Origin of the sequence: Streptomyces sp. MMBL 11-1 (assembly GCF_028622875.1) — a bacterium.
In the GTDB taxonomy this organism is placed as follows: Bacteria; Actinomycetota; Actinomycetes; order Streptomycetales; family Streptomycetaceae; genus Streptomyces.
Map to the genome: position 1 here is coordinate 7,446,115 of NZ_CP117709.1, position 12,793 is coordinate 7,458,907.

The 12,793-nt window shown below is 69.7% G+C and carries 9 protein-coding genes; 8 read left to right on the forward strand and 1 reads right to left on the reverse strand.

Features of this window, described 5'->3' with window-relative positions; genetic code table 11:
- Window position 1: 1 nt before the first annotated feature.
- The gene (locus PSQ21_RS32745) at window positions 2-940 is read right to left on the reverse strand and encodes an SDR family oxidoreductase (RefSeq protein ID WP_274035016.1); all 939 of its coding nucleotides are present in this window, start codon (window positions 938-940) and stop codon (window positions 2-4) included.
- A gap of 698 nt (window positions 941-1,638) precedes the next feature.
- Here PSQ21_RS32745 and PSQ21_RS32755 point away from each other — a divergent pair.
- The 8 genes from PSQ21_RS32755 (at window position 1,639) to wecB (ending at window position 12,790) form a co-directional block, all read left to right on the forward strand.
- A complete protein-coding gene (locus PSQ21_RS32755; RefSeq protein WP_274035017.1) occupies window positions 1,639-1,986 on the forward strand; it encodes a CU044_2847 family protein in 348 nt (115 codons plus the stop codon).
- Complete coding sequence (locus PSQ21_RS32760) at window positions 1,983-6,281, forward strand: nSTAND1 domain-containing NTPase (protein ID WP_274035018.1); 4,299 nt, start codon at window positions 1,983-1,985, stop codon at window positions 6,279-6,281. The genes PSQ21_RS32755 and PSQ21_RS32760 overlap by 4 nt, the downstream gene beginning before the upstream one ends.
- Before the next feature lie 590 nt (window positions 6,282-6,871).
- On the forward strand, window positions 6,872-8,482 hold the full coding sequence (locus PSQ21_RS32765; RefSeq protein ID WP_399022668.1) for a PP2C family protein-serine/threonine phosphatase: 1,611 nt from the start codon (window positions 6,872-6,874) through the stop codon (window positions 8,480-8,482).
- Window positions 8,479-9,570 (forward strand): cobalamin B12-binding domain-containing protein, encoded by a 1,092-nt coding sequence (locus PSQ21_RS32770; protein ID WP_274035020.1) that lies wholly within the window; start codon window positions 8,479-8,481, stop codon window positions 9,568-9,570. Before PSQ21_RS32765 ends, PSQ21_RS32770 begins: the two co-directional genes overlap by 4 nt.
- The gene (locus tag PSQ21_RS32775) at window positions 9,567-9,977 is read left to right on the forward strand and encodes an STAS domain-containing protein (RefSeq protein ID WP_274035021.1); all 411 of its coding nucleotides are present in this window, start codon (window positions 9,567-9,569) and stop codon (window positions 9,975-9,977) included. The genes PSQ21_RS32770 and PSQ21_RS32775 overlap by 4 nt, the downstream gene beginning before the upstream one ends.
- Before the next feature lie 49 nt (window positions 9,978-10,026).
- Window positions 10,027-10,530 (forward strand): MarR family winged helix-turn-helix transcriptional regulator, encoded by a 504-nt coding sequence (locus PSQ21_RS32780; protein ID WP_274035023.1) that lies wholly within the window; start codon window positions 10,027-10,029, stop codon window positions 10,528-10,530.
- Between the two features lie 279 nt (window positions 10,531-10,809).
- On the forward strand, window positions 10,810-11,526 hold the full coding sequence (locus PSQ21_RS32785) for a response regulator transcription factor (protein ID WP_274036054.1): 717 nt from the start codon (window positions 10,810-10,812) through the stop codon (window positions 11,524-11,526).
- Between the two features lie 115 nt (window positions 11,527-11,641).
- Entirely contained in the window at window positions 11,642-12,790 is a 1,149-nt protein-coding gene (gene wecB, locus PSQ21_RS32790) for a non-hydrolyzing UDP-N-acetylglucosamine 2-epimerase (protein WP_274035024.1), read from the forward strand.
- Window positions 12,791-12,793 lie beyond the last annotated feature (3 nt).

Sequence of the window (12,793 nt, forward strand, 5' to 3'; positions counted from 1 at the left end):
CCTACGGATCGGGCGGGAGAGCGGAGTGGGAGGCCCAGTAGGAGTTCCAGTCGGCGTGCCCTCCGGCGCCCAGGACCTCGCCGCGGGACGACATCGCCCCGCCGGGGCGGGCCCGTAGTTCGCGGCGGGCGATACGAGCGACGAGTGCCGGGAACAGCGGCCGGAGAGGCTGGCACCAGCGGAGCCAGGGAGGGGCGTAGACGTGACGGTCGCGGCGGGCGATGCCCCGGGTCAGCCATTGGGCCACCTGGGCGGCACTGTGGACACGGCGGGCGGGACGGGGCTGATTGCGGCGCAGGGCTGCGAGGACGGGGTCGTCGTCGATGCCGGAGAGCATGTCGGTTCCGGTCCAGTGCAGGTAGGCGACGCCGACCTGGATGCCGTCCGGTTCGACCTCGCCGCGCAGGGCGAGGGCGAATGACTCGGCTCCCGCTTTGGAGGCGCAGTAGGCGCTCATCATGGGCGCGGCGCCGAACGCGGCGGTGGACGCGATCTGGAGGAAGTAACCGCGGGTCGCCGCCAGTTGGGGCAGGAAGGCGCGGGCGGTGTTGGCGGAGCCGGTGAGGTTGACGTCGATGACGCGTTGCCAGAGTTCGGCCGCGGTACGGTCGAACGGGCCGCTCACCGCGATCCCGGCGTTGGCCACGACCACACTCGCGGGCCCGAGTCCCACTTCGACGCGGCGGGCCGCGTCCGCCAGCGCCGCGCGGTCGGTGACGTCGCACTCGATGCACATGCTCCGGCCGGGTAGCGACTCGGCGGTCTCCAGCAGGGTCGCCCTTTCCCGGCCGAGCAGGGCGACCCGCATGCCGACGCCGGAGAGGCTGTGGGCGAGCGCTTCGCCGACACCGCGAGCGGCGCCGGTGACGATCGCGACCCGCCCGTGCAGGGGACGGTCGGGGGAACTGCGGACCCGGCGCCCGCCTGGGCTGTCGTGCATCGGCTCTCCTCACTTCCTGACCGCGCCGCCGCGGGCCGCGCTCCCGGCACCACCGTCAGGCCACGAGCCGACCACCGCAACCGGGCGGCCGGCCCGGGTGACGTGACGGGGCGGGGCCCCGGCCCCGGGGGACGCGGCGTGCCCGTCACACATCCGGCTCGTCACCGGCGACTCGATGCGGTTCCGGGCACGCGCGCGGCAAGGAGCGCGAGGAGTCCAGGTACGCCACGCGGGACGACGCGATCGAACGCCTCACGCAGCTGTAAGAGGAGAAGAGGACCACAGAGCCGTCGGTGGCGGCGGCCCGCCGCGAACCGGGTCGGTCGACGGTCGAGGTACGCGAAGCTACGGCTTTCGGCGTACTTCGCCTCGAACGCCCTCGGAAACAGGATGCCCATCACCGACGTGGCGGAACGGCTGGGCCACGCGTCCATCGAGGAGACGTACCGGACCTACCGGCACCGGATGCCGGGCAGCACGCGGCCTTGTTCGCGGTGAGTTGGGCTGCTGATACTTGAACATCCGGACAGACACCGAGACGGGGACCATGATGGTGGCGCCCGGGGTGGCTGCGGTAGTCAGAGCCGGCAGCTTCGTGAACCAGTGGACGGGTGCACCCGCAGGACGGTGCCGGAGAGGGCAGTAGCCTGTCGGGCCCGGGAAGACCTGCTCAACTGCCCTGATGCGTAAGTGACCTGATGAGCCAGAGAGGTTGGCGCGTGTATCTGAGTGTCCCCTTCGAGGACGGCGAGTTCTTCGTCGTCGAGCTGCCTGATGACCAGGGGTCGGGTGTGATCCGGGCGAGCCGCGGCGACGGGCTCTTTGAGGCGTCCGCCGACACGTTCGAGTCGGGCATGGCGCGGGTCCAGCGGGTGGCCGCGACCATGCTGGAGCGGCTGGCGGATCTGCCACGCAGCCCTGATCACGTCCGTGCGGAGTTCGGGCTGCGGGTGACAGCCGAGGCGGGCCTGGTGGTGGCCAAAGGATCCGGAGACGCCCACATCAAGCTGGAACTGGAGTGGAGCCGGACCGAGGGCGGTACGTGACACCGGCAGCGGAACCGGACCACGCGTGGGAGCGCGGAACGGCCCGGGTGCTGCACGAGGGCCGTCCGGTCGGGGTCGCGTTCCTGATCCCCGACCGGCTATTGCTCACGTGCGCTCACGTCGTCGCCTCCACCGCCGGACTTCCGGAGGGCGAGCCACTGCCCGAACTCTTCCCGGTCACCCTGGACTTCCCACTGCTGCCCGAGTGCCCCGAGGTCTCGGCGACTGTGCACTTCAGCGTGCCCGTGGCCGACGACAGCAGCGGTGACGTCGCCGTCCTGCAGCTGACCGGCGAGCCCCCGTCGGGGGCCCTCCCTCTGCGGATCGTGGAGGCGGACGATCTGGCCGGGCACCGCTGGCGGGCCTTCGGGTTCCCGAAGTACTCGGGACAAGGTGGTACCAAGGACGCCGGAATCTGGACCCGCGGCACCATCGAGGGCCGCGAGGGTACTGGCTGGTGGCAGCTGACCTGCGACGAAAACGTACCGTTCTCGCTGGCAAGCGGCTTCAGCGGAGCGCCGGTGTGGGACGAGGAGTACGGCGGTGTCATCGGCGTTGTCGTCGCCGTCGAGAGCGACCAGCGGCGCCGAACGGGATACGCGCTCACCGTGGAGTCTCTCACCCGGGATTGGCCCCAGCTGCGCAGGAGGCTGTTGGCGGAAAGTCCGTACCGGGAGCTGCTGCCGTTCACCGAGCACGACCGCGCTGTCTTCCACGGCCGTGAGAACGAGACGCAGCGGCTGGTCGAACTCCTTGACCAACAGCAGGTTCCCCTCCTGCCTGTGCTCGGGCCCTCCGGGGTCGGCAAGTCCTCGCTGGTCGGCGCCGGTCTGCTCGGGAGCCTCGACCAGGACTGTTACGTGATCGCCCGCATCCCGCTGGGGCTGCGCCTCACCGCCGAGGAACTGCTCGCCTGGGCCCTGGCCTCGGCAGGAGACGCGGACACCATGAGGGCCGACTGGTACGACCACTGGTCTTCGCTGGCCCGGCAACTCACCGACGAGCAGGGCATCCGTACCGCTGTGGAACAGACGCTGGCCCGGCACAGCGGGCGGTCCCGGCTGTTGCTGGTGGCCGACCAGTTCGAGACGCTGCTCACCGACGCGCCGAGCACCGCCCGCCGGCTGGATGCCATGCTCGGGGTTTTGACGGACCGCCGCACCGACGGAAGCCGCCCCGCCCAGGCCGTGGTCGTCGTCCGGATCGACTTCCTTCGGCACATCGAGCAGCTGCCCCACCTTCGTACGGCATGGGATGCCACGTCGATGGTGGTGCAGCCGATGATGCGGAACCAGCTGACCCAGGTGATCACCGGTCCGCTGGCGGGTCGTGCGGATATCCGGTTCGCCGACGGCCTGGTCGAGCGGATGCTGCGGGACGCTCCACCCGGCCCCGCGGCGCTCCCGATGCTGGAGTACGCCCTGAGCCGGCTGTGGGAGCGGCAGGAACGCGGCTGGCTGACCACCACCGCCTACCAGGAGCTCGGCGGTGTGCAGGGCGCCCTGGCGGGCGACGCGGATCAGAGGCTCTGGGCCTGGGCGGACAGGACCGAGCGACAAGCGCTGGAGCGGATCTTCATCCAGCTCGTACGCCCCGGAGAGGAACTCGACGCCGGAGAACGCGGCCCGGACACCCGCCGGGTCGCCGCCCGCACCGAGTTCTCCGAGGCCGACTGGGCGCTGATCCACCGGCTGGCCAGCACGCGGCTGGTCGTGGTGACACGCCGCCCGACGGGCCGGGACACCGCTGAACTCGCCCACCAAGCACTGGTGGAGACCTGGCCGCGACTGCGACGCTGGCTCGACGAGAACCGGGAGTTCCGCAGCTGGCAGGAGGGACTTCGCCGCTCGCTGCGGCTCTGGCACGAGCAGGGCCGCTCGCGCGACCTGACCCTCGGCCGGGAGCAGATCGCCCGGGCCAGGAAGTGGATCGGTGAACGCGGCGACGAGATCCCCGCCGAAGAAGCTGACTTCGTGGCGATCAGTGCCCAGGTCCGACAACGTCGCGTCCGTCGGCGTCGCCTGGTCCTCGTGAGTGTCGCCGTGCTGGCTGTGCTCGTTGTCGTCGCGGCGTCCCTGGCCACCCGTAGTGCCCGCGACAGCAGCGAGCAGCAGGCGCTGGCCGCCTCCCGGAGCCTGGCCGAGGAGAGCCGTCAGCAGTCCATTGCCGACCCAGCCCTGGCCGCTCGTCTCGCTCTGGCCGCCGATCGTGTTTCAGCGACTCCGCAGACCCGTGCCCGACTGCTGGCCGCGGTGTCCTCACCCTTGCGCGCCACTCTCGCGAAACATACGGCAGCGGTGGAGTCGGTCGCCTTCAGCCCGGACGGCAAGACGCTCGCGACCAGCGGCAGCGACGGCACAGTCCGCCTGTGGGACACGCGGAAACGTCGGCAGGTAGCGCTACTCGACGGTCACAGCAGCCAAGTGCGCAACGCGGCGTTCAGCCCCGACGGCAGAACACTCGTCACCAGCCACGACCGTTGGAAGGTGCGAGTGTGGGACGTCCGCACGCGCAAACAGACCGCTGTCCTGACCGGCGCCGGATGGCCAGCGGTCTTCAGTCCGGATGGAGCCACCATTGTCACCGGAGGCCAGCAGGGCGAACTCCTTATCTGGGACACCCGTTCTCATCGGAAGACAGGCGAACTCCAAGTCCACCCCCGCACCGACGGCGTGCAACTCCACGGCCTCGCCTTCAGCCCGGACGGTACGACGTTCGCCGTCAGCACCTCGGACGTCCGGGACAGAAGGAGCCAGGCGTCCGAGGTGCAACTCTGGGATGCGGTGGAGCGGAAGCGTCTCGCCACACTGACAGGACATACGGGGCAGGTGACTTCACTGGCCTTCTCCCCGGACGGCGACACGCTGGCCTCGGGCGCGAGCGATGCGACGGCACGGCTGTGGGACGTGCGTACACGCCGCTCGACGGCCACGCTCACCGGCCACGGCGGCTCCGTCTTCGCGCTGGCGTTCAGCCCGGACGGCCTGACTCTGGCAAGCGGGGGACAGGACCGCACCGTGAGACTGTGGGACGTGCGGGGTCGCATGGCCGTAACTGTGCTGAACGGGCATACGGGGTTGGTCGACGCACTCGCCTTCAGTCCGGACGGCACGACGCTGGCCAGCGGATCCGAGGATGCCGCCGTTCGGCTGTGGGACATGAGGGCCGGCCGGCCAAGCGCAAGCTTCGCCGGGCCAGGCGGTTCGGCGCGCCCAGCGGACTACAGCCCCGACGGAAGGACACTCGCTGCCGGCGCGGGCGACGGGATGGTGTATCTGCACGACGTCGGCACTCAGCGGCCAGTGGGCCGCCTCACTGGACACACCGGCGAGGTGAACACGGTGCGGTTCAGTCCGGACGGCCAATTCGTCGCCGCGAGCAGCAACGATGATGCGTCAGTCCTGCTGTGGGACGCAGACAGCCACCGGCGCCTGGCCAGTCTCAAGGGTCACGACAGACCCGTGCGGGGCGTTCTCTTCAGCCCCGACGGTAAATACCTCGCCACCAGCAGCTACATCGACAGGACGACCCGCCTGTGGAGTGTGCGCACCCGCGAGCAACTTGCGTCCTTCACCAGCGTGAGCCCGCTGATGGCCTTCAGTCCGGACGGCACGGTCTTCGCGACCGGCGGAGACGAGTTCTCGTCCGTGCAACTGTGGGACGCACGGACACACAAGCGCCTGGGTGCCCTGAACGGACTGACCGGCATGGTCAGCGACCTGACCTTCAACCCGGACGGCGATCTCCTGGCGACAGCGAGCTGGGGCGGCGGGCTACGGCTGTGGAACGTACGGGACCGCAGCCTCGCCGCAACGCTCGCAGGGCACACCGACGCCGTGCAGTCAGTCGCCTTCACCCCTGACGGAAAAACTCTCGCCAGCAGCGGCAGGGACGCCACGGCAAGGCTGTGGGACGTACGAACCCACCGCCCCCTCGCCACCCTCAGAGGTCACGCCGACGCCGTCTGGTCAGCCGTCTTCAGCCCCGACGGCCAGACCCTGGCGACCGCCGGCGACGACCGGACGATCAGGCTGTGGAACGTCGCGACCCATCAGCAACTGGCCCTGCTCACCGGTCACACCGGTGTCCTGCGCTCGGCAGTCTTCGCTCCGGACGGGGATACCCTCGCCACCAGCAGCGACGACGAGACCATACGCTTGTGGAAAACTGACGCCTTCAACGATCTCGCCACCCTCAAGAATCAGGCTTGCGCCATTGCGGGCCGGTCTCTGACAGAGCGGGAATGGCACCGCTATGTGCCCGACGGGGTCGACTTCCACCGGATCTGTCCATGAAGGCACGGCCTGGTCCGCATCGACGTCCTCCCCCACCCGCGAACGGGACGCCAAAGGCGGCCTCTGCTGTCCCGACCGACGAGCCGCCGGCAGGAGCACCTCGACGATGCGTACGATGTTCACGTCCAAGATCTGAATGGTTGGCGTCGCCGCAGGCCAGGGGCAGTACGTGCCCTTCGGGTCAGTAAACGGTCAGCATGCGTTCCGGACGTGTCCCCGCTTGCTGACCTACGGTCTGCGGTGCGGTGCGGTGCCTGAGCATGAAAAGCCTGTTCGTCCAGGAGATGAAGCATTCTCTGACCACTCCTCATGCCCAGCCCAACGGCCAACTTGCCATGGAGGAAATGGCTTTGGAGCCGCAACCGCTAGCCCTGCAGAACCGGGGTATGTGGGTCTCACGTGAAGAGTCTGCGACCTTCTCCGTGCGGGGACTGGGCAGAAGGGATGGCAGGTTGTCAGGCGGCGACAGCATGAGGGATGGTTGCCTTCAGGCAATCGTCTAGTTAATGAGGTGAGGGGTCCGCCCAGCGGATCCTCGATATTTGGCTTCCACCCAAGCGCGAACCGTCGCGGACACGCGGCCGAATTCCCTGTGGGGCAGCGCCCCGTATCCGGTGCTGGTCGCAGACCCCCGGGGTGTGGTGGTGCGGTGCAACGACGCTGCCGGCCTCATTCTGCCCGCCGCGACCCCAGGGGCATCCCTGACCGATGTGGCTCCGTCGTGGCTCTCTGCCGCACACACCAGGCTCGGCTCTTCCGCCGCCCATGCGGACCCGGCGGACACCGAGGAGACGTTGCGCGGCACCATCGCCGGGCGCCGTTTCGAGGCGCACCCCACGGTACGGGATGACGGCTCGGTGGCGTGGTGGCTGGTGGATGACACCGACCACCAGCTCGCCAAGGAAGCCCTGCTCATGGAACGGGAGCGGACCGCGTTCCTCGCGAAGGCGTCCAACGTTCTGCTCTCCTCCCTGAACCTGGGGCGCTGCATGGATGTGACCGCGCAGTTGGCGGCCGAGAGTCTCGCGGACGTGGCGCTGGCCATCGCGCCCAGTCGCAGCAGCCGGCTCCCGGTGGTGACGTGTCTGCGCGGCGGTACGCCTGTCCTGGCGGACATGAGCGTCGATCCCGACGATGTGCCGGGCCTGGGGGAGGCGCTGCGCGGGTTTCCGCCGGTGCCCTCGCGCTGGATCGACCCGGCAGCAGCCCCCGCATGGATGGTGCCCGAAGAGCTCGGGCCGGTCGGCTCGATCGTGATCACCCCGCTGCCCGGACATGGCACCTCGGCCGGGGCCCTGGTCCTGCTGAGGAAAGCGAAGACGGCCTCCTTCAGCTCCGAGGAGGAAGTCTTCGCGAGGCTGTTCGCCGCCCGGGCCGGCGCGGCGATGTCCGCCGCCCGCCTCTACGCCGAGCAGACCGCGATCACCGATGTCCTGATGCGCGAACTCATGCCCCCGGCCCTTCACCAGATATCCGGAGTGGACTTCGCCGGAAGCTACCGGCCCTCCGCGGACCACGAGCGCATCGGCGGAGACTTCTACGACGTCCACCCAGCCGCCGTCGAGGGCGAAGCGTCACTGGTCTCGCTCGGTGATGTGTGCGGCAAGGGCCTGGAAGCCGCCGTCCTGACGGGCAAGATCCGCAACACCCTGCACGCCCTGCTTCCGCTGGCCGACGACCACTCACGGATGCTCGGTCTGCTGAACACCGCGCTCCTGAACTCCCACCACGCCCGGTTCGTGACCCTGGTCCTGGCCTCGGCCCGACGCCGCGGCAACCAGGTGGACCTCGCGCTGACCAGTGCCGGCCACCCCAGCCCGTTGATCATCCGCGCGGACGGCACCGTCCACGAAGCCGACACCCGCGGCACCCTCGTCGGCGCCCTCCCCGCCATCACTGCCGCTACTGTCACCGAATCCCTGGCTCCCGGGGAATCCTGCGTCCTGTACACCGACGGCATCACCGAGGCCAAGGGCGGGCCGATGGGCGATGACCTGTTCGGGGACGAGCGCCTCAAGCGCGCGCTCGCGGGCTGCGTGGGAATGCCGGCCGAAGGCATCGTCGAACACGTGCAGATGCTGGCCGCCCAGTGGCTGGGCGACCGCCGTCACGACGACATGGCCGTCGTCGTCATTTCCGCACCCCGCACCCACCACCTGAGCGCGGTGAACGGACACACCCGGGGCAGGTTCACCGCATGAGCACCAGTACACCGCCCCGCCTCCCCCGGAGCGCGCGCCTGGACCGGTTCGCGGAGCAGCTGTGGGACGCGGTCTCGGCCGCGGACGAGTACACCGCCACCGAGCTCGTGCTGCGCATGCTCGACGACGGCACAGACCCCGAGACGGTCCTGCTGGATGTGGTCGCCAAGGTGCAGGGCCGCGTCGGCGAGGAATGGGCGGCCAACCGGATCAGCGTCGCCCAGGAACACGCGGCCACCGCCATCAACGAACGGGCCGTCGCAGCGGTGAGCGTGCACCCCGCCGCCCGCACCCCTGTCACCCGGGGCCGGATCACCGTGGCCTGTGTGGACGGCGAATGGCACGGACTGCCCGCGCGCCTGCTGGCCGAAGTTCTGAAGCTGCGCGGCTGGCGGGTCGACTACCTCGGCGCTCAGGTCCCGACCCCGCACCTGATCACCCACCTCCACAACACCCGGGCCGACGCTGTCGCGCTCTCCAGCTCGATCGCCACCCGCCTGCCCACCGCGCACGCGGCGATCACCGCCTGCCAGGCCATCGGCGTCCCCGTCCTCGTCGGCGGCGCAGCCTTCGGACCTCAGGGCCGTTACGCGAAGCTGTTGGGCGCCGAAGCGTGGGCCCCCGACGCCCGCGCCGCCGCCGACCACCTCGCCCGGGGGCCACTGCCCAGGCCACAGACCAACCATCAGCAATTCGACGATCTGCCCCATCTGGACGACCAGGAATACACCATGGTCGCCCGCAACAGCACCTCCCTTGTGCGCCAAGTCTTCACCGCACTCGAGCACGCCTATCCCGCTATGCGCTCCTACGACGACCTCCAGCGCGAGCGCACCGCGGAAGACCTCAAGCACATCGTTGACTTCCTCGCCACCGCCCTCTACCTCGACGACGAGGAGCTCTTCACCTGGTTCATCATTTGGACCGCCCAGATTCTCCGAGCACGAGGCGTCCCCGAAATGAGTCTGCCGCCGACGCTGGCCCTTCTGGCCCGCGAGCTGGGTGACTTCCCCCGCGCCGCCCGCATCCTCCACGCCGCGACACGCGCCCTCATCACCGACCACACCGCCGCCGGGAACGCCGTATGACCACACACCCTCACCAACTGCGCCTGACCACGCTCGACTCCGAGGACAGCGTCCGGATAGAGGCCCACGGAGACCTCGACTACGACAGCGCCGACCTCCTCGTCAACGAGGTCACCGCCCAACTCTCCGCCCGGCCGGGCCTGACCGATCTGCATCTGCACTGCGCTGGACTCGGAACAGTCGACTCCATGGGCCTGTGCGCCTTGCTGATGATCAGCCGGCGCACCGCCGCAGCAGGGGTGCGGCTGCACCTGGACGAGCGGCCCGCGAAACTGGACCGGCTCCTGGACCTCACCGGTACCCTTGACCACCTCACGGCCCCACCCCCGACCGGTACCGTGAGGTCCTCAATGACTGGGGAGATCTCCACGGCTGTCCGCCCTATCGGACCGGACGGCCCGACCTGAGTCACTTCCCGGCCGTTCTCCGGGCAGAAGCACACACCGACGGGCAACCATGAGCGCACCAGATGCCGCCCCCAGCAGAATCTGGCAGGAGGCCACCGCTTCGGCAAGCTCCATCGTCGAACTCCTCGACGTCATGTGGGACCACGCCAGAAACGCCACCAAGGGCGTGACAGCACCCGGCTCCACATCGCAGCTCCGCTTGATGTACGTCGTCGACCGCGAGGACGGCATCCGGATGCGCACCGTGTGCCAACGCCTCGCCTCCGCAGCTCCGACCGTGACCCGCATGTGCGACCGCCTACAGGCCATCGGCTTCCTCGAACGCCTGCCGAGCCCGGACGACGGCCGCGAAATCACCCTCCAGCTCACGCCCACCGGCAAGGAGCACCTGCGGCGCATTCGCGAACATCGCGACGCCATGCTTCTCCAGGCCATCGACAGCATGCCGGCGGCTGAATGCCGCGCCCTGGCCCTGGGACTCGCAGGAATGCAGAAACAGCTCGCCACCACCCACGGCGACGCACAGGCACCCGGTGGCCACACCGCAGCCTGAGCAACAGAATCGGAGTCGCAGTGGCCGGTACACCTCGATGGTCCCCCGACACAGAACACACGGCATGCGCTGGGAAACCGTTCTCGCCGCCCATGACCCTTCGGTGAGGCACCGCCGAGGAGGCTCCGAGGAGCCGGGGCCGAGTGACCTGCCCACCAGGAGGAATGAGGGAAGTCGCTGCCGCCCTGCGGCGTGGCGCCCTTCCTGGTTGACTGACGAGGGGCCGGGTTTGTTCCAGAGGGGCAGAGGTCGTCTCGTTTCCGAGTCCGGTGGTGGATGGTGCCCGAGCTGCTGATCGTGGAGGACGACGCCGCGACGGTTGTGGCGCTGCGCGGGCTGCTCGTTGGCGCTGGGTACGAGGTGGTGACCGCCGCCGACGGCCGTGAGGGCCTTCGCCTGCTGTTTTCGCAGCGGCCTGACCTGATGGTCCTGGACCTGGTGGTTCCGGGGCTGGACGGCTGGCGGGTGATGGCCCGGGCCCGTGACATGAGCGATCTGCCGGTGCTGGTGGTTTCGGGGCTGGACGACGTCGGGCACAGGGTGCGGGCGTTGCGTGCGGGGGCCGACGACTACCTGGTCAAGCCGTTCCATGGTGAAGAGCTGGTGGCGCGGGTCGAGGCACTGCTGCGCCGCGCCGGGCACCGGCAGTGGGCCGGCGAGAGGGTGGGTGAGCACCTGCGTCTCGTGCCCGAGCGCAGGGCGGTGGTCTGGTACGGCGAAGAGGCGCGGCTCAGCGACCTTGAGTACCGGCTGCTCCAGCTGCTCGTGCGCAACAGGGGCCGGGTCGTCACGACGGAGCAGTTGCTGACGCGCGTGTGGGGCGACGAGAGCGCCGTGGACGGCGATCGGGTCAAGTTCGCGGTGCTGCGGCTGCGCCGGAAGCTGCGAGGGGCCGCCGGCCCGGGAGGACGGGACCCGGTCGAGGCGGTGCGCGGGCTGGGGTATCGCTTCATATCCGCGGAGGAGGCCGAGTCCGCCGGGGACAAGGACCTCTGACCCTGAGGCGAAGGGCCCGGGACCAAGGTCCTGAACTGGTTGAAAACGGTTGAAGCAACCGTGGAGCAACGGAAGCGCACCGGTCGCGGCAACCGTGTTCAGTAAAGCTCAGGTCATGACTTTCTCCGCAGATCGCACTGTCGCCGTTGTCCTCGGCACCCGTCCTGAGCTGGTCAAGCTCGCCGAGCTCATCCGCCTGCTCGGCCCGGCCGCCCGGGTCGTGCACACCGGGCAGCATTACGACGAAGCGTTGTCCGGCGCCTTCCTCGACGAGCTGGGTCTTCCCGAACCGGAGTTTCTGAGCGGTGTGGGCGGGCAGTCCCGTGCCGTGCAGGTCGCAGCCGCTCTGGCCGCGCTCGACGAACGGTTCGCGGCCCGGCCGCCGCGCGCCGTCGTCGTCCAGGGTGACACCAATGCCGCCCTTTCCGGCGCCCTCGTGGCGAACGCGCGGTCGATCCCGTTGATCCATGTCGAGGCGGGGCTGCGCAGCCACGACCGTGCGATGCCCGAGGAGCACAACAGGGTGCTCATCGACCGGCTGGCGGACGTCCTGTGCGCGGCGACCCCGGAGAACCGGGCGTCGCTGCTGGCCGAAGGCGTCAGCGACGCCCGGATCGCGGTGACCGGCAACACCGTCGTGGAGGCCGTCCGCGACAACCTGCCGCCGCGACAGGAGCGCGCACAACTGCTCAGCAGCCTCGGTCTGGAAGCGGACGGCTACGTGGTGGCGACCCTCCACCGACCCGAGAATACGGACGACCCAGCGGCACTGAACGCCGTGCTGTGCCAACTTGCCGCGATCAGCCGGACGATGCGCGTCATCCTCCCCCTCCACCCGCGGACCCGGGCACGGATCGAGGACGCGGGACTGTGGCCGCTCCTCGACGGCCTGACGGTGATCGACCCGACCGCGTACGGCACGTTCCTCGCGCTGGCCCGGCACGCCGCGCTCCTTGTCTCGGACTCCGGGGGAGTGCAGGAGGAGACGACCGTACTGGGCCGGCCCCTGGTCGTGGTCCGCCGGTCCACCGAACGCCCCGAGGCGTTTGCCGACTTCGCTGACCTCGTCGAGCCCGGCCCCGGTATCGGGGTGGCGGTGCGCCGCCGCCTCGCCGAGGGACCGCGGGAGCTGCGCCGACTGGCGGCCCTGCCCAGCCCGTACGGCGACGGCACGGCCTCCCACCGGATTGCGGAGCTGATCACCCAGGTGATTCCGCGTGACACGCCGCGTACGGCCCGTTCCGGTCAGCTGGTCGTCGCCTGACCC